The organism is Amycolatopsis sp. CFH S0740, from assembly GCF_004522315.1.
Taxonomy (GTDB): domain Bacteria; phylum Actinomycetota; class Actinomycetes; order Mycobacteriales; family Pseudonocardiaceae; genus Amycolatopsis; species Amycolatopsis nivea.
Map to the genome: position 1 here is coordinate 109,114 of NZ_SDLS01000001.1, position 24,128 is coordinate 133,241.

The 24,128-nt window shown below is 70.8% G+C and carries 24 protein-coding genes; 8 read left to right on the plus strand and 16 right to left on the minus strand.

Features of this window, described 5'->3' with window-relative positions; all coding sequences use genetic code 11:
• Positions 1-27: 27 nt before the first annotated feature.
• Entirely contained in the window at positions 28-495 is a 468-nt protein-coding gene (locus EIZ45_RS00525; protein WP_134661733.1) for a hypothetical protein, read from the minus strand.
• Between the two features lie 136 nt (positions 496-631).
• Here EIZ45_RS00525 and EIZ45_RS00530 point away from each other — a divergent pair, with 136 nt between their 5' ends.
• From EIZ45_RS00530 to EIZ45_RS00545, 4 genes are all read left to right on the plus strand, one after another.
• Positions 632-1,630 (plus strand): zinc-binding dehydrogenase, encoded by a 999-nt coding sequence (locus EIZ45_RS00530; protein WP_240690533.1) that lies wholly within the window; start codon positions 632-634, stop codon positions 1,628-1,630.
• A gap of 65 nt (positions 1,631-1,695) precedes the next feature.
• Positions 1,696-2,103 carry a RidA family protein gene (locus EIZ45_RS00535; RefSeq protein ID WP_134661732.1) on the plus strand — a complete coding sequence of 136 codons (408 nt, stop codon included), beginning with the start codon at positions 1,696-1,698 and terminating at the stop codon, positions 2,101-2,103.
• Positions 2,100-2,954, plus strand: a complete 855-nt coding sequence (locus EIZ45_RS00540) for an MBL fold metallo-hydrolase (protein ID WP_134661731.1) — start codon at positions 2,100-2,102, stop codon at positions 2,952-2,954. Before EIZ45_RS00535 ends, EIZ45_RS00540 begins: the two co-directional genes overlap by 4 nt.
• A 54-nt stretch (positions 2,955-3,008) precedes the next feature.
• Positions 3,009-3,536 carry a pyridoxamine 5'-phosphate oxidase family protein gene (locus tag EIZ45_RS00545; protein WP_134661730.1) on the plus strand — a complete coding sequence of 176 codons (528 nt, stop codon included), beginning with the start codon at positions 3,009-3,011 and terminating at the stop codon, positions 3,534-3,536.
• A gap of 793 nt (positions 3,537-4,329) precedes the next feature.
• Here EIZ45_RS00545 and EIZ45_RS00550 read toward each other — a convergent pair.
• A complete protein-coding gene (locus tag EIZ45_RS00550; protein WP_134661729.1) occupies positions 4,330-4,839 on the minus strand; it encodes a MarR family winged helix-turn-helix transcriptional regulator in 510 nt (169 codons plus the stop codon).
• 55 nt (positions 4,840-4,894) lie between these two features.
• On the opposite strand from EIZ45_RS00550, the gene EIZ45_RS00555 reads away from it, so the two are divergent.
• On the plus strand, positions 4,895-6,844 hold the full coding sequence (locus EIZ45_RS00555; RefSeq protein WP_134661728.1) for an MFS transporter: 1,950 nt from the start codon (positions 4,895-4,897) through the stop codon (positions 6,842-6,844).
• Here the strand turns inward: EIZ45_RS00555 and EIZ45_RS00560 are convergent.
• The 11 genes from EIZ45_RS00560 to EIZ45_RS00610 form a co-directional block, all read right to left on the minus strand.
• Entirely contained in the window at positions 6,841-7,665 is an 825-nt protein-coding gene (locus tag EIZ45_RS00560) for a CoA ester lyase (RefSeq protein WP_134661727.1), read from the minus strand. The genes EIZ45_RS00555 and EIZ45_RS00560 overlap by 4 nt on opposite strands.
• Positions 7,662-8,870 carry a CaiB/BaiF CoA-transferase family protein gene (locus tag EIZ45_RS00565; RefSeq protein WP_134661726.1) on the minus strand — a complete coding sequence of 403 codons (1,209 nt, stop codon included), beginning with the start codon at positions 8,868-8,870 and terminating at the stop codon, positions 7,662-7,664. Before EIZ45_RS00565 ends, EIZ45_RS00560 begins: the two co-directional genes overlap by 4 nt.
• On the minus strand, positions 8,867-10,816 hold the full coding sequence (locus EIZ45_RS00570; RefSeq protein WP_134661725.1) for an SUMF1/EgtB/PvdO family nonheme iron enzyme: 1,950 nt from the start codon (positions 10,814-10,816) through the stop codon (positions 8,867-8,869). The genes EIZ45_RS00565 and EIZ45_RS00570 overlap by 4 nt, the downstream gene beginning before the upstream one ends.
• Positions 10,813-11,706, minus strand: coding sequence for a ribokinase (locus EIZ45_RS00575; protein WP_134661724.1), 894 nt, complete (start codon positions 11,704-11,706; stop codon positions 10,813-10,815). Before EIZ45_RS00575 ends, EIZ45_RS00570 begins: the two co-directional genes overlap by 4 nt.
• Positions 11,703-13,022 carry an ADP-ribosylglycohydrolase family protein gene (locus EIZ45_RS00580; RefSeq protein ID WP_134661723.1) on the minus strand — a complete coding sequence of 440 codons (1,320 nt, stop codon included), beginning with the start codon at positions 13,020-13,022 and terminating at the stop codon, positions 11,703-11,705. Before EIZ45_RS00580 ends, EIZ45_RS00575 begins: the two co-directional genes overlap by 4 nt.
• The gene (locus EIZ45_RS00585; protein ID WP_134661722.1) at positions 13,019-14,179 is read right to left on the minus strand and encodes an ADP-ribosylglycohydrolase family protein; all 1,161 of its coding nucleotides are present in this window, start codon (positions 14,177-14,179) and stop codon (positions 13,019-13,021) included. Before EIZ45_RS00585 ends, EIZ45_RS00580 begins: the two co-directional genes overlap by 4 nt.
• Before the next feature lie 92 nt (positions 14,180-14,271).
• The gene (locus EIZ45_RS00590) at positions 14,272-15,552 is read right to left on the minus strand and encodes an ABC transporter substrate-binding protein (protein ID WP_037811492.1); all 1,281 of its coding nucleotides are present in this window, start codon (positions 15,550-15,552) and stop codon (positions 14,272-14,274) included.
• Between the two features lie 38 nt (positions 15,553-15,590).
• Entirely contained in the window at positions 15,591-16,418 is an 828-nt protein-coding gene (locus tag EIZ45_RS00595; RefSeq protein WP_037811494.1) for a carbohydrate ABC transporter permease, read from the minus strand.
• A gap of 3 nt (positions 16,419-16,421) precedes the next feature.
• The gene (locus tag EIZ45_RS00600; RefSeq protein ID WP_134661721.1) at positions 16,422-17,372 is read right to left on the minus strand and encodes a carbohydrate ABC transporter permease; all 951 of its coding nucleotides are present in this window, start codon (positions 17,370-17,372) and stop codon (positions 16,422-16,424) included.
• The gene (locus tag EIZ45_RS00605) at positions 17,369-18,406 is read right to left on the minus strand and encodes a LacI family DNA-binding transcriptional regulator (RefSeq protein ID WP_134661720.1); all 1,038 of its coding nucleotides are present in this window, start codon (positions 18,404-18,406) and stop codon (positions 17,369-17,371) included. The genes EIZ45_RS00600 and EIZ45_RS00605 overlap by 4 nt, the downstream gene beginning before the upstream one ends.
• Before the next feature lie 311 nt (positions 18,407-18,717).
• Positions 18,718-19,269 carry a TetR/AcrR family transcriptional regulator gene (locus EIZ45_RS00610; protein ID WP_134661719.1) on the minus strand — a complete coding sequence of 184 codons (552 nt, stop codon included), beginning with the start codon at positions 19,267-19,269 and terminating at the stop codon, positions 18,718-18,720.
• Positions 19,270-19,334: 65 nt separating this feature from the next.
• On the opposite strand from EIZ45_RS00610, the gene EIZ45_RS00615 reads away from it, so the two are divergent.
• The 3 genes from EIZ45_RS00615 to EIZ45_RS00625 are packed head-to-tail and all read left to right on the plus strand — an operon-like array spanning position 19,335 to position 21,824.
• Positions 19,335-20,096: an ABC transporter ATP-binding protein gene (locus EIZ45_RS00615; RefSeq protein WP_134661718.1), complete on the plus strand. Its 762-nt coding sequence runs from the start codon at positions 19,335-19,337 to the stop codon at positions 20,094-20,096.
• A 48-nt stretch (positions 20,097-20,144) separates the two neighbouring features.
• Positions 20,145-21,473 carry an FtsX-like permease family protein gene (locus EIZ45_RS00620; protein WP_134661717.1) on the plus strand — a complete coding sequence of 443 codons (1,329 nt, stop codon included), beginning with the start codon at positions 20,145-20,147 and terminating at the stop codon, positions 21,471-21,473.
• A 24-nt stretch (positions 21,474-21,497) separates the two neighbouring features.
• Positions 21,498-21,824: a putative quinol monooxygenase gene (locus EIZ45_RS00625; RefSeq protein ID WP_134661716.1), complete on the plus strand. Its 327-nt coding sequence runs from the start codon at positions 21,498-21,500 to the stop codon at positions 21,822-21,824.
• 75 nt (positions 21,825-21,899) lie between these two features.
• On the opposite strand, the gene EIZ45_RS00630 is transcribed toward EIZ45_RS00625, so the two are convergent.
• The 3 genes from EIZ45_RS00630 to EIZ45_RS00640 form a co-directional block, all read right to left on the minus strand.
• On the minus strand, positions 21,900-22,211 hold the full coding sequence (locus tag EIZ45_RS00630) for a transcriptional regulator (protein WP_134661715.1): 312 nt from the start codon (positions 22,209-22,211) through the stop codon (positions 21,900-21,902).
• On the minus strand, positions 22,198-22,695 hold the full coding sequence (locus EIZ45_RS00635; protein WP_134661714.1) for a hypothetical protein: 498 nt from the start codon (positions 22,693-22,695) through the stop codon (positions 22,198-22,200). Before EIZ45_RS00635 ends, EIZ45_RS00630 begins: the two co-directional genes overlap by 14 nt.
• Before the next feature lie 359 nt (positions 22,696-23,054).
• Complete coding sequence (locus EIZ45_RS00640) at positions 23,055-24,080, minus strand: LacI family DNA-binding transcriptional regulator (protein WP_240690532.1); 1,026 nt, start codon at positions 24,078-24,080, stop codon at positions 23,055-23,057.
• Between the last annotated feature and the right edge of the window lie 48 nt (positions 24,081-24,128).

The following is a 24,128-nucleotide window of genomic DNA, read 5'->3' on the forward strand; positions in this document are numbered from 1 at the left end:
AACGGGTTTGCGGGCGTGACCTGGGACTCAGGTCGGGCCGATCCGCGCGAGGACGAGCCCGACCGGGATGCTGATGAGCAGCAGCACGACGAGCGCCCGGAAACCGTGCCGGACCCACCGGGCGCGACCGTCCGGCGAACTGCCGCGTACGCCGAGAACCAACAGTGCCAAGCCGACGACCAGAACCGCGCCGCCGACGTCCACCACGGGCGTCACCCCGGAGAGCGTTCCGCATAGTACGGCGGCATTTCCGAGATTCCAAGCCGCGACCTGAGCGACGACTAGCCGACGGGACGGCAGCGCCGGGGCGAGCAATGCCTGCCCGATTCCGAGGCCGAGCTGGGCGATCTCGCCGACGAGGACCAAGTACGCGACCGCCCACGCGCCATGCGGGGTCGGCTGCGGGGCGATGACCGCGGACGCCAGCCCGCCAGCGATCGCGCACCCGAGGCCGAGCACGGCGAACGGCGCCGCGGCGGCGGTGCGAGGAGTCATATATCCAAGTTAGCCTAGTGAAAAAAGAACGGCTCGAACCGGTCGGCATACTGCGGGCTGGACCGGAAAATTCCCTGCTGTGACGGGATTCGCGCCAGGTCGGCAGCGGGCGCGGACGGCTGTTAGGTTCGCGGACGTGACAACAAACGCGATGCGGGCAGTCGTCCACGAGGGCGCGGCGGGAGTCGGCGGGGTGCGGGTCGCGGAGGTTCCGGCACCGGCACCCGGTCCGGGTGAAGTGCTGGTCCGGCTGAAGGCGGCCGGGCTGAACCACCGGGATCTGTTCATCGTGGACAGTCGCGGCCCGGCTGACCCCTGGACCGTGCTGGGCTCGGACGGTGCCGGAGTGGTCGCCGCCGCGGGCGCGGACGCCGCCGTCGAGGTCGGCGCCGAGGTCGTCATCAACCCGTCTCTCGACTGGGCAGAGCCGGACGTGGTCCCGGAAATCCCCGCCATTCTCGGAGTGCCGACGAACGGCACGCTGGCCGAATACGTCGTCGTCCCGGCGGGCAACGTCGTGCCGAAACCCGAACATCTGAGCTGGACCGAAGCCGCCGCACTCCCGTTGGCCGCGCTCACCGCGTACCGGGCGCTGTTCACTCGCGGCGGGCTGACCGCAGGGGAACACGTGCTGCTGCCGGGCATCGGCAGCGGAGTCGCGACGGTCGCCCTCGCCATGGCGAAAGCCGTGGGCGCGACGGTCAGCGTCACCTCCCGTAGCCTGGAAAAGCTCGCCAGGGCAACGGAACTGGGCGCTGACCGCGCGGTCGGCAGCGGGAGCGACTGGGCCGCCGAACTCGGCGCACCGGTGGACCTGGTCGTGGACAGCATCGGTTCGGCGACCTTCGACGCCTGCCTCTCCGTACTCCGCTCCGGCGGCCGGATGGTGACGCTCGGCGCGACCACCGGCCCGGACGTCGAGCTGTCGCTGCGCAATCTTTTCTTCCGGCAGATCAGCCTGCTGGGCACGTCGATGGGCAGCGCGCGGGAGTTCGCGCAGATGGTCGTGCTGGTCGCGGAACACCGCGTACGTCCGGTGGTGCACCACGTCTACGACCTGGCGGACGGGCCGCGTGCGCTGGCCGATCTGGCGGCGGGGGACCAGTTCGGCAAGCTGGTGGTCGCGATCGGCTGACCTCGGCCGTTTTTGTCGGTGCCTCGTGGTGAACTGTGGGCACGAACCAAGGGAGGGGAACCCTGATGAGCAAGCGCTGGAATCCCGAGACGGTCGCGGGCCCGGTCGGCCGCTACAGCCACCTCGCGCAGATTCCTGCTGATCACGAGCTGGTCGTGGTGGCCGGGCAGATCGGCGCGCGACCGGACGGCACGCTCGCCGGGCCGGAGGCGGAAGCACAGACGCGCGAGGCGCTGGCGAACATCGAACGCGTGCTCGCCGCGGCAGGCGCCGGGCCGGAGCATCTGGTGAAGATTTTCAGCATGGTCGCCGGCACCGAGCACCTGCCCGGTTTCCGCGCCGCGACGGGGGACGTGTTCAGCCGCTGGTTCCCGGAGAGCGACTGGCCGACGCAGTCGCTGATCGTGGTGTCCGCGCTCGCGAAACCAGAGCTGGCCGTGGAAATCGAGGCGATGGCCGCGGTGCCCCGATGACCGTCACGCTCGGGCCGCTGCGAATCGATGCGGTCACCGAACTGGACCACTGGCCGTTTGCCCCCGCCGAGCTGTTCCCGGCTGTCACGCCCGAACAACTGGGGGACCACCGCGGCGACCTCGACCTGTCGATCACCACGTACCTGGTGCGCACGCCGGACCAGACGGTGCTTTTCGACGCCGGGAACGGCAATGCGAAGGAACGCCCAGTCCTGCTGGCACACCACCAGTTCGACACGCCGTACCTGGACCGCCTGGCCGCGACGGGCGTCATGCCGGAGGACGTCGACGTCGTCATCGCGACCCACCTGCACCCAGACCACTGCGGCGGCTTCACCCAGCTGGTCGACGGTTCGTGGGACCCGACCTTCCCACGCGCCCGGTACCTGATCGCAGCCGACGAATACGGCTGGCTGCAAGAGGTGCACGCCGCGGCCCCCGAAGGCGGGGTGGCAGCCGACCTGGCGAGGACATTCGAAGACAGTGTCCTCCCGGTAGTGGAGGCAGGCCTGGTCGAACTGATCGACCTCCCGTACGAGGTAACGGACGGCATCACCCTGCGTTCCCTGCCCGGGCACACCACCGCCCACCTGATCGCCGAGCTCAGCGGCGGCGGTCAGCACGCGCTGGTGAGCGGAGATGTGCTGCACCACCCGTTCCAGTTCTCGGACCTGACACTGGCCCAGGGCGGCGACGTAGACCCAGTCGCTGCCGCGGAGTCCCGACGGACGCTGTGCGAACTGGCCGTCGAACGGGATGCCCTTCTCCTGCCCGCTCACTTCGGGCCCGGACGAATCGACCGCGCCGACGACGGTTTCCGCTACCACCCTGCCCCGTTAGGAGCCGCCTGACCTTTTGCTCGCGGGGCCGTGTCGATTCGATGCCGCCCCGTTCGACGCATAGGCATGACTGACTACGAACCGACCTCGACCCGCAACCTCGACCGCTACGGGAACGCCTCGCTGCCGTGGAGCCGCGCCCGCGATGTCCTGGCCACCGACACCCCGACCGCCGACCTGACGTTCTTCGTCGCGACCGTCCGCCCAGACGGCCGCCCCCACTCGGCGGGCGTAGGCGCGGTCTGGGTGTACGACGCCCTGTACTTCGTCGGCGGCCCGGGCACGCGCCGCTCGCGGAACCTCGCGGCCAACCCGGCGTGCAGCATCTCGGTACGCCTGCGCGGCCTGGACCTGGTCCTCGAGGGCGACGCCCACCGCGTGGTGGACACCGACACCGTGGCGCACCTAGCCGAGGTCTACCGCTCCGGCGGCTGGCCAGCGACGGCGTCCGGGGACGCTCTGACGGCGCCCTTCAGCGCTCCGAGCGCAGGCCCGCCGCCGTGGCACCTGTACCGGCTGACCCTTCGCCGCGCGGTGGGAGTCGCTTCGGAGGAACCACACGGGGCGACGTGCTGGGAGTTCGCCGGAGCTTGAGCCCGCGGCGCGGTCTCGCCGCGGGCGTCGCGGCGGAGCTGGCTATCGGGAGTTCGCGAGCGCCGACGCGCGTCTGCCGGACAACGAGCCGTCGCCGACTCGGTTGCTGCCGTGTGCGGGGACCTGTCTGACGGCGAGGTTGACACAGTGCGCGCGAGACCGGGGCGGTGTTGGCCGGTCCCGTGCGCGGCGAGTCTGCCGGGTGCCGAGAGCCGCGTGCGGGGAGTCTGCGGGACACGGAGGCGCGCCGCGGCAGGCGGGCTGTGGCCGCGTGCGCGTGACGATGAGTCTGTCGCGACGGTGATGGCGGCTGCCGCCTGCGAAGTGGCCGTGGCGGGGCGGGCTGCCGTCGCGTGCGGGTGGCGGCGAGTCTGCCGTGGCGCCGATGACAGCTGCCGCGTGCGGAGTCCGCCGGGCCGGGAGGTTGGCCATGGCGGGGTGAGCTGCCGTCGCGTGCGCGTGACGATGAGTCTGTCGTGACGGTGATGGCTGTTGCCGTGTGCGGAAGTCTGCCTGGCCGGGACGTTGGCCATGGCGGGGTGAGTTGCCGTCGCGTGCGGGTGGCGGCGAGTCTGCCGTCGCGGCGATGGCTGCCACCGCGTGCGGAAGCCTGCCGGGTGAGGGGCTTCGCGCTAGCGGGTGCGCTGCCATCGTGTGCAGGGGAGTGCGCGTGGCGGCGATGGCTGTCACGGTGTGCGGAAGCGCCGGGCCGGGAGCTTCGCGGTGCGGGGTGCGGGTGAGCGCGCGAGACAGCGCATCCGTAGTTGCGACGATGGCTGCGGCCCCCGACCGATCACCCCCGCTCGTCCGGCCCTTCCCAATCCAGCAGCAACTCCCGCAGCCCGGCATTCATCCGCTCCTGCTCCGCGCGCGGCAAAACCCCCAGCAGCCGTGCCTCCGTCTGCGTCTTCATCCCGAACACCTCCTGCGCCCGCGCCAGCCCCTCGTCGGTGAGGCTCACCAGGATCTGCCGCCGGTCGGCGGGGTCGATGTCGCGGCGGACCCAGCCTTTGCGTTCGAGTCCGGCGACGCGTTTGGTGACCCCGCCGGACGTCAGGCGCATGCTGTCCAGCAGCTGCCCGGCCGAAAGCCGGTACGGGGGACCGGCTCGTTTGAGGGCGCCCAGCAGTTCCACTTCCCACAGGCCGACCCCGAAGGCGTCGAATTCGCGGCGCAGTTCCGTTTCCAGCAGCCGGGCGGCGCGCAACAAGCGGAAGCTCAGCGCCTTGCTCACCCGGTCTTCCTCGCGCACGCCGGTGATCTGCGCCATGACTCCGTCGACGTGGTCCCGCTCCGCTGGCATGGGCGAGTATTCTAACACCAGTAATTATCTTACCGGTCTCGAATCAGGACGGTCCGTGCACGCTTCGCCTTCATCCGAGCCCGATCCGCAGCGCTGGCGCGCCTTGTGGGTGTGCCTCATCGCGGGGTTCATGACGCTGCTCGACGTCAGCATCGTCAACGTCGCCCTGCCCTCGATGGAGCACGGGATCGGCGCGACGCCCGCGGACGTCTCGTGGGTCGTGTCCGGCTACGCGCTCACGTTCGGGCTCGCGCTGGTGCCGTCGGGACGGCTCGGCGACGACTACGGGCGCCGCCGGATGTTCCTGCTCGGGCTGGCGTTGTTCGTGGCGACCAGCGTGCTCTGCGGGGCGGCCCCGAACGCGACCTGGCTCGTCGTCGCGCGGCTGGGCCAGGGCGTCGCGGGCGGGTTGCTGAATCCGCAGATCATCGGACTGATGCAGCAGCTGTTCTCCGGGCGCGAGCGGGGCAAGGCGTTCGGCGCGTTCGGGGCGACGGTCGGGCTTTCCACCGCGATCGGGCCGGTGCTCGGCGGGTTGCTGATCCAGGGCATCGGCGTCGACCAGGGGTGGCGCTGGGTCTTCTACGTCAACCTGCCGATCGGGATTCTCGCGATCCTGTTCGGGCTCCGCTTGCTGCCCAAGGACGCGCGCAGCGGCCGGAAACGGACGCCGGACCTGGTCGGCAGCGTGCTGCTCGGCGTGGCGGTCGTGCTGGTGATGCTGCCGCTGATCGAGGAAGAGGAACAGGCGGCCGCGCCGCGCTGGTGGCTGATGGGCGTCGCGGCCGGGCTGCTCGTGCTGTTCGTGCTGTGGGAGCGCTGGCTCGGCAACCGCGGCAAGCAGCCGCTGGTGAACCTGAAGCTGCTGACCGTGCGCAGCTACTCGATGGGTTCCGCGCTCGGCATGGTCTATTTCGCCGGATTCACCGGGATTTTCCTGGTCCTGACGCTCTTCTTCCAGCAGGGCCTCGGCTACACGGCACTGCAGGCCGGCTCGGCGATGCTCGCGTTCGCGATCGGTTCGGCGATCTCGCCGACCATCGGCGGGCGGCTCGTGCACCGGTTCGGCAGGCCGATGGTCGTGCTCGGGACGCTGCTCGTGGCGATCGGGCTCGCCGCGACCGCGTGGCTCGTCCGCGACTACTCCGGCGCGAACACCGCGTTCGTGCTGGCCGGGCCGTTGTTCGTCGGCGGGTTCGGCAGCGGGCTGGTGATTTCGCCGAACTCGACGCTCGCACTGGAAGAAGTCCCGCCCGCGGAAGGCGGCACCGCGGCCGGCGTCCTGCAGACCGGTCAGCGGATCGGTTCCGCGGTCGGCACCGCGCTCGGCGGGTCGCTGTTCTTCGGCGAGCTCGGGCGTTCGCACGGGGACTACCACTCCGCGACCGCGCTCGGGCTGATCGGGTCGACCGCGCTGGTCGGGCTCGCGTTGCTGTTCGGCGTCGTGGACATCCTGCTGTCGCGGACGCGCAAACGCCGCAGCACAACGCAAAGCGCGCCGCCCGCGGCGATTTCCGGTGCGGTGAGCGGCCTCGCGCCCGCGGAAACCGCCTCTGTTTCGTTGACGTCCTTGGAGACCCACGAAGTACGCCGCACCATCACCGGCGGCGACAACACGTTCGCCTTGGACGCTCCGGCGGGCTCGTATCTGCTGCTGGTCCAGGCGGGCGGCCGGGAGCCGGTGGCCCGCCATGTCCAGGTGGGCGCCGAGCCGGTGCGCGAGAACGTCGAACTGGCGCGGTCGGTCCGGCTCACCGGCACCGTGCACGCGGTCCGTGGTCCGTTCCCGGGTGCGCAGGTCGCGGTGCTGGACGCGAAGGGCCAGGTCCAGCGGGTCACGGTGACAGACGAGGCGGGCCACTACACCGTCGAGGACCTGTTCCCCGGCGAGTACACCGTCGTCGTGACCGGATATCAGCCGGTCGCGGAACCGGTGCAGCTGACGACCGAGGGCCCGGCCCGCTTCGACCCGTTGCTGCGCTTGGTTTCCGCGGACAAGGCCTAGTCGGAGACGAGCGCCAGCACCGCCAGGGCCTGGTCCCGCATCGCGACGTCCAGGAACGTCCCGTCGGCGAGCGCGATCGCACCCACCCCGGCCTGAGTGGCACCGTCCATTCGGGACAGCACCTCCCGCGCCCGCGCGACCTCCTCCGCCGTCGGCAGGAAAGCCGCGCGGATCGTCGGCAGCTGCATCGGGTGGATCGCCGTGCGGCCGCGGAAGCCGAGCGCGCGCCCGGCCCGGCAGCTCTCCGCCAGGCCGTCGAGGTCGCGGACGTTCGCGTACACCGACATCGCCGGCGGGGGCAGCCGCGCGGCGCGGGCGGCGTTCACGATCCGGCTGCGCGCCCAGGTGAGCCCGGCTTCGTCGGCGAGCCGCAGGTCGGACCGCAGATCCGCCTCGCCGAGGCCGAGCGACGCCGTCTGCGGGGAAGCGACCGCGATCTCCAGCGCCCGCTCCACCCCGAGCGCCGATTCGATCAGCGGGTGCAATTCCCGCCCCGGCAAGGCATCGGCGTGCGAACGGACGTCGAGCGAACTCTCGACCTTCGGCAGCCGCGCGCCCACCCACGTCGGCAGCGCGGCGACCGCGGTCACGTCCGCTGCGTGCCACGGCGTGTCCGGGTGGTTGATCCGCACCTGCACCGGTCGCGACGCGGGCACCTCGGCCAACAGCCGCATCGCGTTGTCCCGTGCGGCGTCCTTCTGCGCGGGAGCGACGGCGTCTTCGAGGTCGACCAGCACGACGTCGGCGTCCGAGGCGAGGGCTTTGGCGACGCGGTCGGGTCGGTCGGCGGGGACGTAGAGCAGGGTCAGCGCGGGCGTCATACCGCTCCCTCCGCCCGAAGCTCGGCGATCCGCGACGCCGTGAAGCCCAGCGAACCGAGCACCTCGTCGGTGTCCGCGCCGTGCGGACGTCCGGTGAAGCCGATGACGCCGTCGTTGTCCGACAACCGGAACAGCGGCCCCTGCATCAACGTCGTGCCCAGTTCCGGGTCCTCGATCTCGTGGATCGTGCCCAGCGTGCGGAACTGCGGATCCGCGACGATGTCGGCCGCGTCGTAGATCGGCGCGACCGCCGCCTGCGCCTCCTCGAAGGCCGCCACGACCTCGTCCCGCGTGTGCTGCGCGATCCAGCCGCCGACAGCCTCGTCCAGCACATCCGCGTGCGCCGCCCGGTCCGCGCCGGTCGCGAACCACGGCTCGTCCGCGAGTTCCGGACGGCCGACCAGCCGCATCACGCGTTCCGCGATCGACTGCGCCGACGTCGACACCGCCACCCATTGCCCGTCGCTCGTGCGGTAGGTGTTGCGCGGCGCGTTGTTCGTGGAGCGGTTGCCGGTGCGCGGCTGGACCGTGCCGAGCTGGTCCCATCGCGTGATCTGCGGTCCGAGCATGGCGAGAATCGGCTCGATGATCGCGACGTCCACGACCTGGCCGCGACCGCCGGCAGTTCGCCCGGCGAGCGCGACCATGATCGCGTACGCGGTGGCCAGCGACGCGACCCCGTCGGCGAGCCCGAACGGCGGCAGCGTCGGCGGCCCGTCCGGTTCGCCGGTGGCCGCGGCGAATCCGCTCATTGCCTCGGCGAGCGTGCCGAAACCGGGACGCGGCGAGTACGGCCCGAACTGGCCGAAACCGGTCACCCGCGCGAGAACCAGCCCGGGGTTGCGCGCGGACAGCTCCTCGTAGCCGAGCCCCCAGCGTTCGAGCGTGCCCGGCCGGAAGTTCTCGATCACCACGTCCGCGGTCTCGGCGAGCGCCAGGAACACCTCGCGCCCGCCGTCGCTGCTCAGGTTCGCCGTGACGGTGCGCTTGTTGCGCCCCAACGTCTTCCACCACAGGTTGACGTCGCCCTTGGCCACCCCGTGCGTGCGCGACGGGTCCGGTCGCGACGGGTGCTCGACCTTGATCACCTCGGCGCCCATGTCGCCGAGGTGCATCGCGGCCATCGGACCGGCGAACAACGTCGACGCGTCCACCGCCCGCAGCCCGGCCAGCGCCCCGGCGGACGCCTCCCTCGACACGGTCATCGCGTCACGTCCCACGCACAGCGGAAGCCGACCGTCGCGCCGCGCGCCAGCCCGAGCCCGGGCAGCAGCAGCTTCACGCTGTAGTCCGGCGCGTGCCGTCCGCCCTTGACGTACCACTCGGAACCCTCGGCGCGGTAATCGCTGCCGCCCTTGAGCATCACGAACCTGGTCCTCCCGTCGGAGTGTTCGCTTTCGGTCCAGTTCCACACCGCGGGCGCGCCGCGCCGCAGCCCGCCGGTCTCCCCGGCGAGCTGCCATTCGTCCTCGGTCGGCAATCGGCCGCCGCGCCACGCGCAGTACGCCCGGGCGTCGTCGAGGTCCACAAAGGTCACCGGCTCGTCCGGGGCGAGCGGACGGCCGTCGGCCCAGTGCGCGAGGAACCGATGCGGCTCGACCGGCTGATACCCGGTAGCGGCAAGGAATTCCGCGAAATCGCCGTTCGTCACCTCGGCAGCGGCGACCGCGACCGGCGACGCCAGCGAACCGTCGCGTTGCAGCGTCCGGGCGTCGTGCAGCCGAGGCGGCAGCGGCTTCCACTCGTCCACATACGGCGCGCCCTGGTACATCCCGGTCTCGCGGCCGCGGTACCGGACCGTCAGCGCGTAGGGCCCGGCAGGCACCACGACCGCGTCGTCGTCGGGCGTGCCGTTCGTCGGCTGCGGCTGGACCCGCGTTGCGAGCCGATGCGGGAAACGCGCGTCCGGATCGTGGGGGAGGGTCGCCACCTGGGACAGCCACGACGGCTCCGCCGCGCCATCGGTGACCCGCAGCAACGCCGAAATCCCGCGCGCGGGCACGCGTCCGTCGGCGAACAGATCGATCACCGGACCGTCCACAACAGACCCGAGATAGTCCGAGTCCGAGCGGTTCACGACCGTCCACAGTGTCCAGTCGCCGAGTTCCCAGCGCGACGCGTAAACCCCGGCGGCTTCGGCCTCGGGCGTCAGCGGAGCCAGCGGCGTCCACTCGCCTTCGCGCAGCAGTTCACCCGCCGCACGCTGCACAGACACCATCCGGCGCACCGTCGCCGCGTCCCGCTGCGACCATCCGACCCACACGCCGAACACGACTTCCCACACCATCACGCCGACGCCGTTCAGCCACGCCGACTGCAGCTCCTCGGTGTGGTCGCGGTGCCAGCGCCGCACGTGGTGCTGCATGTGCCGCCGCTCGTACCAGTGCGAACGCAGCACGCCGGGGACCGGCGAATCGGAGAAGAACTGCGCCCACGACGCCGAATGGTCCTCGATCCGCTCGACCGGCAGCTTCGATTCGCCCTCCAGCACGACCCCGGGCCGCGCGCGTTCGAGCTGCTCGACCAGCGCGGGGTCAGCCTTCTTCAAGGTGTCCAGGAAGACGCCGTCCGCGCCGAAATCGGCCAGCACCGCGGACAGTTCCACGGCGTCGTCCTCGCCGCGGCGCGTGCCGACGTCCCACGGGTTGTAGTCCACGAACACCCGCATGCCTGCCGAGTGGAACGTCTCGACCAGTTCGCGGAGCCCGGGCACGTCGCGGTAGAAATCCCACTGGTTGCGGTCGTCGAGACCGATCACCGGGTACGCGTGCCACAGCACGACCGCGTCAAGGCCGCCGAACCGCTGGTGCGCGTCGGCGAGGAACCGCTCCGGCGTGAACCGGTGCTCCTCGAACGAATACAGCAACTCGTCCCACAGCCATACCTGCGCGACCGTGTGGCATCCGGCGGCCCACGCGGCTTCCGGCCGGTCGTAGGCGCGGCCGTGGTAGCTGTGCCGCTCGTGCGCGTCGGCACGCCACTGCCGCAGCCGAGCCCGCCATTCCGGCCGGTCGGCGGGATCCGCCGGGCCGACGAAGATCTTGGCCTCGTCCAGCGCCGCGAGCTGCTCGGGTGAGAGCGGCGCGCCGAGCGGGACCTCGGTCGGCTGGTCGATCGGGCGCGGGACGAGCGGGTCGAACACGTACGTCATCGGGCGTTTCCTCCGGCCGCGAACTCGGCGACCTCTGCGACGGTCGGGACAGCGGATTGCGCCCCCGGCCGGGTGACGGCGAGCGCTGCGGCGGCCCCGGCGCGTTCGGCGGCTTCGCGGAGCGGACGCCCCTCGGCGAGCGCCGCCGCGAGCACGCCGCAGAACGTGTCCCCGGCACCGGTGGTGTCCACCGGGGACACTCGGAAGCCGGGCAGGTGCACGATTTCCTGCTCAGTGACAACACAACCGGCTGCGCCGAGCGTGATTACCACGGCGGGTGCGCGCTGCTGCAGAATCCGGGCCAATTCCTCCGGCGCACCGGACGCACCCGCCAGGTCGGCCGCCTCGTGCTCGTTGACCACCAGCACGTCGAGGTCGAGATCCGGCAGCGGCCGGGACGGCGCGGCGTTGAGCACCATCCGGGCGCCAGCCCGCCGGGCCGCGGCGGCAGCGGTCACGGCTTCGAGCGGAATCTCCAGTTGCGCGAGCACGACGTCCGCCGCGGCGATCCGCTCCAGTTGCTGCCCGGCGAGCGAGAGCCGCGAGTTGGCCCCGGGCGCGACCACAATGGAGTTCTCGCCGTCCGGCGACACCATGATGAACGCGGTCCCGGTCGCACTGTCCACTCGCGACACCAGGTCCGTCCGCACCCCGGTGTTGGTCAGCGACGCCAGCAGAAAGTCCGCGCCGTCGTCCGGCCCGAACGCGCCGAGGAACGTCGTCTCCGCGCCACCGGCGAGCGCAGCGGCGACTGCCTGATTGGCTCCCTTGCCACCCGGACTGCGCCGCAAATCCCCGCCGAGGACGGTCTCGCCCGCGCCCGGATGCCGCGGAACGTCGACCACCAGATCGACATTCGCCGACCCGACCACGACAACTCGCCCGGTCATCGCGGCACCCCGGCCGTCCGTGCCGCGAGGTCGGTGATCCGCTGCTCGCCGCCGGGCAACGAGGTCGCGATCCGGTTGTCGAGCGGCTTCGTCCACTGCTCGCCGATGCCGTCGAGCCCCACCAGCGCACCGACCACTCCGCCGACCGTCGCGGCCGCGGAATCCGTGTCCCAGCCAGCCGTGACAGCGAGCGAGATGCTCTGCCCAAAGTCGCCATCGCCGCGGGCCAGCGCGTACGCGATCACCGCCGCGTTGTTCAGCACGTGCACCCAATGCAGGTCGCCGTAGCGAGCATGCAACCGGTCCAGACCGTCTTCGTAAGCAGCAGCCTCCCGCCCGAACCGCACGGCTTCGGCAAGCCGACTTTCCGGCGGCAGAACGGTTTCCGCCGCATCGAGGACACTGTGGACGGAGTCGCACACCATCGCCGCCGACGCGAGCGCAGCCGCCCAAAGCGCGCCGTAAATGCCGTTCCGGGTATGGCTGAGCCGCGCGTCCGCCCACGCGAGCCGCGCGGCACCGCGGACGTCGCCGGGGGAGACCCAGCCGAAGACGTCGGTGCGGATCAACGCGCCGATCCACTCGCGGAACGGGTTGAGGTGCGTCGCGGTCTCCGGCACCGGTCGCGCGTCCAGCAGGTTCCGGTATGCGGCGCGCTCGGCGGTGAACACCCGCCCGGCCGGAAGCTGCTCCAGCCAGAGCTGCGCGACGTCGTCGGCGGTGAACTCGCGGCCGTGCCGTTCCAGCAGCGTGAGCGCGAGGATCGGGTAGTTGAGGTCGTCGTCCTCCGGCATCCCGGAGATGTTCTCCTCCAGCGAAGTCGGCGCGGACCGGCGGTTCCACGGCCACCGCGCCGCGACGTCGTCCGGCAGGCCGACCGCGGTGAACCAGCGGTCCAGCGGCCAGCGTCCGGTCGCGCGCAGGATCTCCTCGATGCCCTCGCGCGGGATCTTCTCCACCGGCTTGCCGAGCAGGCAACCCGCCGCCCGGCCGGTCCACGCGCCGAGCGCGCGGTCCGCGGCGGGGGCCGGGAGCACCGGCGCGGGCGGGAGCAGCGCGACGATCTCGTCCCATCCGTCCGGCTCGTGCGGCGCGGGCGGGCAGGGGAGCGCGGCCAGTTCGTCCAGCAGCGTCCGGGCCAGCGCCCGCAACGCTGGGGGCGCCGGCCGCGGTCCTGCCCCGCTCACCGCGGGCACCGGATCACCGCCGGCGGCGATCCAGCGCTCCCGCACCGAGGTCACGTCCTTGCCCTCCACAGTGGACTGGACGAACTCGTGCGCGAGCAGGTCTTCGGGCTGAGCCCAGGTCAGCCTCATGCCGCGGCCAGCGCGTCGAGAGCGGCGAGCCGCGCCTGGACCCGCGCGCGGTCGGCCTTGACGATGTCCGTCGCGGCCGAGGCGAGCAGCTGCCCGGTCTCGCGCAGGTCCATCTTGCTGGCCTCGCCGATCGGGTCGATCCACTCGTCCGGCACCGAGGCCGCCCCGCCGAGACCGGCGCAGAGCGCACCCGCCATCGACGCGATCGAATCGGCGTCCCGGCCGTAGTTCACCGAAGCCAGCACCGCACCGCGGTAGTCGCCCTGATGGCCCAGCACAAATCCCAGCGCGGCGGGCAATTCCTCGATTGCCTTGGTTCGCGACGGCCGTCGCGCGTCCATGGACATCTGCCGGTACTCCGGCCCGACCGAATCGAACGGCGCGACCACCTCGCGGATCTTCCGCGCGAGCGCACGCTCCTCGTCGTCGGTCTTGGGCGCGGCGTTCCACCCCTGGAAGGCATCGACCACCGCCCGCATCGCCGCCAACGTCCCGTCGTGCGACACCGCGAGCGCAGCCTGCACGACGTCGTCGATCGAGGCACCCGGCGCGACCGAGGCGGCGACCATCGCGGCCAGCACCCCGGCGGCCTCCCGCCCGTAGCTCGACTGGTGCGGCGCGGTCAGGTCGATCGCCTCGGCGTACGCGGCCTGCGGATCACCCGGGTTCACCACCCCGACCGGTGCGATGTACATCGCCGCACCGCAGTTCACGATGTTGCCGACGCCCGCCTCACGCGGGTCCACATGCCCGTAATGCAGCTTCGCGACGATCCACTTCTCGGCGAGGAACACCCGCTGCAGCAACAGCGCCGTCGACTCCAGCTCCGGCACCCATCGCGGTTCGCCGATCATCAGCGGCACTAGGTCCTCGGCCATCGAGTACGCGTCGAGGTGCGCGCGACGTTTCGCGTACACCTCCACGATCGCGCGGGTCATCAAGGTGTCGTCGGTGATGTGCCCGTCGCCCTTGTGGTACGGCGCGATCGGGCGCGCGTCCCGCCAGTTCGGGTACCACGGCGGGACGATCCCGGTCACCCGGCCGCCGTGGCGCTCCTCGATCTGCTCGGGCGTCCACCCTTCGGTCGCGCCGCCGAGCGCGTCCCCCACTGCCGCGCCGGTGATCACTGCCACCGCGCGGTCCTCCAGCCAGGTCACCGGCTTGTCCCTTCATTCCCCGGCACGGGCATGCGGCCCGCGCCTGTCGTGCGCGCCGGGACCGGAGCAAGAGTCCGGCCCCGGCGCGGCGGTCACTTGCCGACGCTCTTCCAGCCGTCCTTCAGCTGCTGCGCCAGCGTGTTCGCGTCGATCTGGTTCGCCAGGAAGCGCTGGTAGGCAGGCGTCGCGACGGTGTCCTTCCACTGCGCGTACTTGCCGGCGAACAGATACGGCGCCGAGGTCAGGTACTTGCCCGAGGCCAGGATGGTGCTCCAGCCCTTCTTGGCGCCGAGCTTCTTGTCCAGCGCTTCGCGAGCGGAGTTGCTCGCCGGGATCAGCGTGTCAGCCTCGTTGAGCGCGGCGAGGTTCTCGGTGCTGGTGAAGAAGTCCAGGAACTTCGCGGCCTGCTCGACGTGCTTCGAGTCCTTGTTGACCGACAGCGTCTGCGGGTTCGCCGCCTGCGCCGGTCCGGCCGGACCCGCGATGGGCGGCAGCGCGACCCAGTCGAGGTCCTTCGGCGCGTCCTTCTCGATGTTCGCCGCCTGGTAGGAGCCCTGGACGGTCATCGCGACCTGGCCCGCGTAGAACGGGGCCAGCGCCTTGCCGCCGGACTGGGTCAGCGTCACCGGCAGGATCGAGTGGTCCGTCGCGTTCATGTCGTGCACCAGCTGCGGCAGCGCCATTTCGCCCTGGCCGACGGTGATCTGCGCCTGGTCGCCGGTGCCCTCGAAGTACTTGCCGCCGAACGCCGGGGCCATCGCCACGAACGTCGCGGTCGGGCTCGACAGGCCCCAGCCCAGGCCGTACTTGCCGTCCTTCGTGGCGGTCTTGGCCATCTGGCGCAGCTGGTCCCAGGTCATCGTCTCGCCGGTCGGGAGCTGCGCGCCGGACTGCTCCAGCAGCTTCTTGTTCGCGAAGACCACATAGGACTGCAGCTCGGTCGGGTAGGCGACGACCTTGCCGTCGACCGTCACCGAGTCGAGCACGCCCTTCGGGATGTCCGCGCGCTTCTGCTCGGACAGGTAGGGGGAGAGGTCGGCGAGGTAGCCGTCGGTCGCGAACGGGCCGATCCCGGCCGCCTCGTAGTGCACGATGTCCGGCGCGGTGCCCGCGTTGAACTGGGTGATCAGCTTGTCGTAGGCGCTGTCCCAGCCGGCCTGGACGACCTTCACCTGCGTGTCCGGATGCGCCTGGTTCCACGCCCCGACGATCTTGTTCGTGGCGGCGATCGCGGCGGGCTGGTCCGACAGGGACTGGAACGTGAGGGTGACCGGCCCGCCGTCCCCGCTGTCCCCGCCGCTGCCGCCGCACGCGGCGGCGAGCAGGCTGGTGAGGGCGAGGCTGGCGGCGACTGCCGCGCGTCGTGTCTTCATCGACCGACCTTTCGAACTGTTTCCGATGGGGTTGGGGCTCATCCCTTCACCGCCCCGGCCATGAGGCCGCCGGTGAGCCGCTTCCGCAGGAGGCTGAAGAAGGCGATGCTCGGGATCGCCGCGAGCACCGCGCCCGCGGCCAGCGGACCGAGGGCGACCTTGCCCTCGCCGCCGATGAACATGGTCAGCGTGATCGGCAGCGTGTAGTTCTCCGGCGTCTGCAGCAGCACGAGCGCGAAGAAGAACTCGTTCCACGACGACACGAAGCTGAACATCGCGGTCGCCACCACGCCGGGGGCCAGCAGCGGGAACACGATGGTGCGCAGCACGGTGAACCGGTTCGCGCCGTCCATCGCCCCGGCCTCCTCGAGTTCCACCGGGATCGCCGCGACGTAGCCCTGCAGCATCCACAGCGCGAACGGGAGGATGTAGGTGGTGTGCACGAGCGTCAGCCCGACGAGGCTGTCGGCGAGGCCGAGCGTCCGCAGCACGAGGAACAGCGGCAGGATCACCAGCACCACCGGGAACACCTGGCTGACCAGGATCCAGGTGACGCCCGCGACGCGCAGCTTGCCCTTGAGCCGCGCCAGCACGTAGGCCGCGGGCACCGAGATCAGGATCGCGAGCACGGTGCTGGCCAGCGCGACCAGCAGGCTGTTGAACGCCGAATGCAGCAGGCCCTGGCGGGAGAGCGCCTCGCCGTAGTTGTCCCAATGCCATTCGCTCGGGATCAGGTTGACCGACAGCGAGTTCAGCTCCGCCGACGACTTCACCGACGCGGAAATCAGCCACAGCAGCGGAAAACCGAGGAACAGCAGGTACAGCACGAGAGCCAGGTACTGCGCGGGGCGCACGGACCAGCGCATGGATCACCGCCCCCTTTCCGGGCGGTCGCCGCGGAACTGCGACCGCAGGTAGATCGCGAGCAGCGCGACGACCACGATCACGAGGACCAGCCCCATCGCGGCGGCGTAGCCGATTTCGCGGTTCTTGAACGCTTCGAGGTAAACGAACAGCACCGGGACCATGGTTTTGCCGCCCGGGCCGCCCGCGGTGAGCACGTAAACGAGCGAGAAGGAATTGAAGTTCCAGATAAAATTGAGGGAAGTGATCGAACTGACGATCGGGCGCATGCTCGGCCAGGTCACCGCGGTGAACCGCCGCCACGCCCCGGCTCCGTCCACCGCTGCCGCCTCGTGCAGTTCGGCCGGGATCTGTTGCAGGCCAGCGAGAAGCGTCACGGTGGTCTGCGGCATGCCGACCCAGACGCCGACCACGATCACCGCGGGCAGGGCGGTGTTGAAATCGCCGAGCCAGTTGATTCCGTCCGGCAATCCGATGCTGCCGAGGAACGCGTTGAGCGGACCGCCGTTGGCCGAGTAAATCATTTGCCACATGATCGCGACGACCACCGGCGGCATTGCCCACGGAATGAGCGCGAGCACCCGCGTGAGGCCCTGGAGTTTGAGGCCGGAATTGAGCAGCAGCGCGAGACCCATCGCGGCGGCCAGCTGCAGGACGGTCACCCCGACCGTCCAGATCAGACCGATCCGCAGCGAGTCCCAGAACAGCGAGTTCCCGCCGAGGCGGACGAAGTTGTCGATCCCGGCGAAGCCGAAGTCCGGATGCCGCACCAGGCGGGTGTCGGTGAAGGCAAGCACGATGCCGATCACCAGCGGGGCCACCGACAGCACCAGGATCGGGATCAGCGACGGCATCACCAGCGCGATCGCCTCGCGCCGGCGGGTGCGGGCCTGGGTGGTCTTCTTCGGGCGCGGCGGGGGAGCGGGGGCGACCCGCGGCTGCGTCGCGGTGGTCATTCTGCGTCCTCCGCGGTCTGGTCCGGAGTGGATTCCCGAGTGGACTCCCGGACGAACAGCTCGGTCCCGACCGAGATCTGCTGCGCCGGAGCCTCCGCGTCGTCGGTGAGCCCGAGCATGAGCCGGGCGGCGGCGCGCCCTCGCTCGGCCGAGCCGAGGGACACGCTGGTCAGCCGGGGCAGGAAAACCTGCCCGAGCTCGGTGTCGTCCATCCCGGTGACGGCGACGTCGCGCGGGATGCTGAGCCCGAGTTCGTGGGCGGCGCGGATGGCTCCGATGGCGAGCAGGTCGTTGGCGGCGACGATGGCGTCCGGCCGTTGTGGACGGTCGAGCAGCTTCCGCGCCGCCTCGATCCCCGCCGCGACAGTGAAATCGGCCGCGACCTCGACGTCCGTCTGCGCGGCGAAGTCCTTTGCGGACACTGCCTCGTCGAACCCGCGCTGGCGCGAGGAGCCCGGTGTGGTGTCGAGCGGCCCGTTGAGGAACCCGATCCGGCGGCGGCCCAGCGAAACCACGTGCTGCACCGCCGCGCCGATCCCGGCCGCGGAATCGGTGGAGACCGAACTGATCCCGCGGTCGCTCATCGCCCGGCCGATCACCACGACCGGCACCGGGGCCCGGCCGATCTGCTCGATCAGCTCGTCGTCGGTGCGCAGCGGGATCACGATCATCCCGTCGACGAACCCGCCGTGCAGGCTGTGCATGAGCTCGGCGGTCGACGCCGCGGTGTCCCCGGTGGACATCACCACGACCCGGTACCCGTGCGGCGCCAGGACTTCGTGGATGCCGCGCATGATCTCGACGTAGACCGGGTTGCCGATGTCCGCCACCGCGAACGCGATCTGCGACGTCTTCTTCAGCCGCAACGACCGCCCGATCGCGTCCGCGCTGTACCCGAGCTCCGCCGCGGCGGCCCGCACGCGCTCGACCATCGCCTTGCTCGCGCCGGACCCGTGCAGCGCGCGCGAGGTCGAAGCCAGCGACACGCCGGCGCGCTCGGCCACCTGGATCAGCGTGGCTCGGGTTGACGTCATCGTCCCTCCCAGTCGGACACAGCAACAGCGGCGGAAACCGCTGTTGGAAACGTTTCCAAGCTACGCTCTGGTTAGTTTGGAAACGTTTCCAAGCGGTGGCGGAATCATGTCACCCGGATGGCTGACGTGTCAACGGAGCTGCCGCGGGGGCCGGGGATCCGTGACGTCAGCGTGATGTGTGCCGGTGTGGCGGCGCGACGGTCGGCCGCGGCTCCGCGCGGGACGAACTCGGCTGCGGACGGCGGGATTTCCTCGGCCAGTTCGGGTTGTTCGCCTTGCTGGTCGCCGACGAGATCCGCGCTTGCTCCGGTTTAGACCGATCGCCAGTCGGCGCGGACGACGTCCGCCGCCGAGGGAGCGTTCTCCGGATCGGTCAGCCACTGCAGCGCGGTCCCGACGAGCAGCGAGTAGTAGTGCGCGCCGATCGCGTGGACGTCCTTCGGATCGGCGTCCGGTCCGAGGTCGCCGAAGGCCTTCGCGAGCGAGACGCGCGCCTGTTGCTGGCCCTCCGCGTTGATCTTCCGGATCGTCTCGTCGTGCTGTAAGTAGCTGACGCTCTCGAAGTTCACGAACCACAGTTCGCGGTGCTCCTGAATGGACTCGATGATCCGCGCCCAGCGCCGCTCCGGACCGGCTTTCTCGTCGTCCGGGTCGGAGAGGACGGCGAACAGCAGCTCGCCCCACTCCGCGTTGAGGTCCTGCAGCGCCTGCGTGAGCAGCTGTTCTTTCGACCCGAAGTGGTAGTTGATCGACGCCTGGTTCGCTCCGGAGGCGGCGACGAGGTCGCGCACCGTAGTGCGCGCGTAACCGGCCTTGAGGAGGCATTCCCGGGCGGCGGTGATCAGGTTCTCGCGGTGTCCCACGCGTGCTACCGTATCAGGTAAACGTTCGTTTTAAACGATCGTTCATAACTCTGGGAGGACTCGAGATGACCGCACCCGCGATCCGCACCCGGCGGCTGCGCTGCCGCTTCGACGGCGAAGGCGGTCCGGTCGACGCACTGCGGGGCGTGGACCTGGACGTTCCGCGCGGTGCTTTCGCCGCGATCATGGGCCCGTCGGGCTCAGGGAAAACCACGTTGCTGCACTGTGCGGCCGGTCTGCGCACCCCGACCGAGGGGACCGTCGAACTGGACGGCACGGATCTGTCCACTTTGGATGAACCGCGGCTGGCGGAACTGCGCCGCCAGCGGATCGGTTTCGTGTTCCAGCAGTTCAACCTGCTGCCCGCACTGACCGCGGAGGAGAACATCGAACTGCCGCTGCGGTTGGACGGCCGTGCTCCGGACCCGCGGCGCACTGCGGCGTTGCTGGCACAGGTCGGCCTCGCGCAGCGCGGGGGACACCGGCCGGGACAGCTTTCCGGCGGTCAGCAGCAACGGGTGGCCGTGGCCCGGGCGCTGGTGACGGACCCGGAGGTGGTGTTCGCCGACGAACCGACCGGCGCGCTGGACATCCGCAGCGCGCGGGAAGTTCTGGGCCTGCTGCGGCATCTGGCGGACCGGGGGCAGACGATCGTGATGGTGACGCACGACCCGGTGGCCGCGTCTTATGCCGACGCGGTCCTGTTCCTGGCCGACGGCCTGGTGGTCGACCAGTTGGCCCGGCCCACCGCGGCGGCGGTGGCGAACCGGATGGCGGTGCTGGTCGAGTCCGCGGAGCGGGCGGCGAATGCCGTGGGTGCTCGGTGATCCGGCGCGAATGTCCGGTGACCACAGCAAGATCGAAGGGGGATTGACATGCTGAGACTGGCTCTACGGCTCTTCGGCCACCATCGGGCCGCCGCGGTGGCCACCAGTCTGGTCGCGCTCGTCGGGATGGCGCTCGTGGTCGCGATGACCGCCCTGCTCGGGACCGGCCTTTCCGGCGGCACCGCCGCTGCCGATCGGGGCTTCCTCACCCAGTTCCCGCTGATCCTGGGCGGCTGGGTGGTGGCGATCGTCGTGTTCGCGATGGTGTCGACGATCGGCGTCACGCTCGCCGGGCGGTCCGGCGAGATCGGCGGATTGCGGCTGATCGGTGCGGCGCCGCGGCAGATCCGCGTGCTCGTTTCGATGGAAACCCTCGCGATCACCGCCGTGGCCGCGCTGCCCGGGCTGGGGCTCGGCTACCTGCTCGGGCTCCTGCTGCTGACCGGCGTGCGGTCGACTGGGCTCACTTCGCCGCGTACGTCGTACGCACCCGGCATCGGGCTGCCGCTGCTCGGCGTCGCGGTGGTGCTGCTGGCCGGAGTCCTCGCCGCGTGGATCGGCAGCCGCGGCCCGGCTCGGCGGAGCCCGGTGGAAGAGGCATCGTCCGGCCCGCGCCGCGCCAGGTCGGCTCGGCCGCGGCGGATCTCCGCGATGGCGTTGCTGGCAGCGGGTTTCGGCTCGGCAAGCGCGGTGCTCGCGCTGCCTGCCGACAGCATCGCGACCACCGGCCTGACCGGTCCAGCTGTAGTGCTGTGCTCGATCGGGTTCGCGATTCTTGCCCCGGAACTGATCGCCGCGGCCAACCGGATCGTCGGCCGGCTCTCGCGCGGGGCGAAGAACGCCGAGACGCACCTGGCGGGCGTGAACCTGCGCGCGGCTCCGGAACGCGCCCGTCCGATCGTTACTTTCCTGACCCTGCTGGTCGGCGTTTCCGCGGGCACGCTCGCTATGCAGGGCATCGAAAACCAGCACAGCGTCCCGGGCAGCACCGCCGAGGTGCTGGCGTCGATCAACTACCTGGTGGTCGTCCTGATCTCGCTCTTCATGGCGATCGCGCTGACCAACAACCTGGTGGCCGCGATCGGCGACCGGCGGACGGAGTTCGCGACGCTGTCGCTGATCGGCTCGACCGTCCGGCAGGTCCGCGGCATGCTCCTGCGCGAAACCGCCGCCGCGGCCGTGCTGGCGATCGTCGTCGCGGTCGTGGGCTCGGTGCTGTGCGTGCTGCCGTTCTCGATCGTCAAGACGGGCAGCCCGGCGGCCGCGTTCAGCGGCTGGCCGTTCCTGGCGAGCGCGGTGTTCGGGGGAGGAGTGGTGCTGCTGGTGACGGCTTTGGCCGGGGCACGGGTGATTCGCGCCGCAGCGGTCGCTGGGTAGCCGGTCGCTTGCGATACTCGGGGCATGATCTTGATCGTCCTCAAAGCACAGATCCGTCCCGAGAAGCGAGCCGAATGGCTGGAAGGCATCGAGCGCTACACCGCGAACGTGCGGAGCGAACCGGGCAACATCTCGTTCGACTACTACCAGAACGGCGGCGACGAGAACGAGTTCGTCATGGTCGAGGTCTTCGCCGACAGCGCCGCCGGGGACGCGCACGTCGCGACCAAGCACGCGCAGGAGTTCTTCCCGTTCATGTCGACGGTCGTCGCGAAGAAGCCCGAGATCAACTACCAGAACCTCGACGGTGCGGCCTGGTCGGAAATGGCCGAGGTCACGCCGGTGGACTAGCCGGACGGCCGATCGCGGTGGCCAGCAGGTCGCCGCGATCGGCCGTTTACTCCACAGTGGACACTTCAGGGAGACTCAGCTGCGGCGTTCCGCGCGCTGCGACTGCTCGACGATCTGATTCAGGGCCGCGACATGCGCACGCAGCGCCTGGTGCCCGGAACCGCTGAGGTTGAGCCAAGTTCGCGGCCGTTTGCCCACGTACCCCTTTTTGACTTCGACGTATCCGGCGTTGGCCAGGTTCGCGATCTGCTTGGACAGCGCGGAATCCGACAGCCCGGCCGAGTCGCGGACCCAGCTGAACTCCGCCCACTCGGTCCCGGACAGCAACGCCGCGATGGACAGCCGGGTGGGGTCCAGCAGGAGCGGATCCAGATCAGGCATGGCCATGCGGCGCGCCTCCCGAACGGCTGCGCCGGATCAGCGCGGCCAACCCTCGCCGCAGGTGCTGCCCGAACCCGATCAGCACGATCGCCAGTACTGCGCCCAGGATTGTGTTCCCGTAAGGGATCTGTACGTGCAGCAGTGCCAACGCGACTGCCACCGCCACGCATGCCACGACGAAGACGAGCGCGATGGCGAACCTCGGCCGGATCGCGGACTTGTCCACCCGCACGCGGTGACCCAGCACCGCCGCACCTCGGCGGGTGCGCAGCATCAGCACGTAGCCCACGACGAGCACGGCGAGAACCAGGCCCTTCCACTCGGCGGCGCTCGGCAGGAAGTCCGCCGAAGCGAGATACAGGAAGACGACGAGCGCGAACACGACGTCCACCCACTTCGCGCCGTGCAGTTCGTCCAGTGCCTGGTCCCTGCGGTGGTCGACGTCCCGCAACGCGCGGGCTGCCTCTTCCGGGGAGGGTTGCTCAGCCATGGCCGCCTCCTTGTCTGCCCGAGAGTACTTGCCTGAGGAGAAAGTACCTGTCACTTTCCTCTTAGGCAAGTACTGGCTTGGCGGGGAACAGGGTTGGGCTGGCGCGGTTCGCCGTGGCGGCGTCTGGGGCTGATGGGGTGCGCGCGGTCCCGGACCGGCAACGGGGAGGCGGTCGCCGGGCTCGACCTGGCGAGTGCTGGAGGCGCTGCGGAAAACGGCGGCGGGAACGGGCGGTCGCCGGGTTCGCGGGTGTTGGAGGCGCGGCGGAAGCGCGGCTCATCTCGGCGGCGGGAACGGGCGGCCGCCAGGCTCGCGAGGGCTGGACGCGCTGCGAAAAGCGCGGCGCATCCCGTCGGGAGTCAGCCCCCGCGCCGAGTCGACCCCCGCAGTCGCAGTTCCGGAGTCAGGAACACCGGCCCCGCAGGCGTTTCGGCACCCGACAACCGAGCCAGCATCAGGTCGACCGCGCGTTCGGCCAAAGCTTCGTGCGTCAGGTCCATCGCGGTGATCGGCGGGGTGCTCGTGCGGGCGTGTTCGCTGTCGGTCAGTGCGGCGAGCAGCAGATCGTCCGGGATGCGCAGGCCCTGTGCGACCGCGGCGTCGGCGATGAGCGGGGCGAAATCGCTGGTCGCGACCACGATCGCGTCCGGCCGGTCCGGGCCGGACAGCAAGGGCTGCACCAGTTCGGGCACATCCCCGGGGGTGAGACCCTCGCTGAGCAAGGCCGTCCGCGGCGGCAGTGCGCGCCGTTTGCACCACGCGAGGTAGGTTTCGCGCGGCCGCCGGTTCCAGGCGTTGTCCTCGGTGCCGGACAGCAGCAGCACGTCGCGTGCGCCCTGGTCGTAGAGGTGGTCCAGCAGCGCTTCGACCACCGGCGGGTAGTCCAGCCGCACCGCCCACGGCAGGTCCGGCTGTTCCGGGTCCTCCTCGACGGTCACCACCGGCAGGCCGCGGCCGAGCAGTTCGGCCAGTGCAGTGTCGCCGCCGTAGGGGTGGGCCACGATGCAGCCGTCCATGGGCACGCTCACCACCGCCGGGTCGTGCAGGTCGGGGACGTGGATCAGGCCGGTCTTGTGCCGCAGCATCTCGGTCGCGATCGAGCCGACGAGCCGGTTGAACGTCTCGGCGCGGTCGGGCGTGCCGGCCACCGCGTAGCGCGGCCGCAGGATGAGCCCGACCAGCCCGGACCGGCCGGTGCGCAGCGAGCGCGCGTTCGGGTTCGGGTCGTAGCCCAGCTCCGCCGCGGCCTCGCGCACCCGCGCCTTGGTCGCCGCGGAAATGGGCCTGCGCCCGGAAAGCGCGTGCGAAACCGTGCTGATCGAAACCCCGGCGCGCTCGGCGACCTCCCGGATCGTCACCGGCCGTTTGCCGCCCTCGGTCTCCACCGTCGTTCCCCTTCGCGCTGCCTCCGGACGGCCCAGTATCGCCCACCG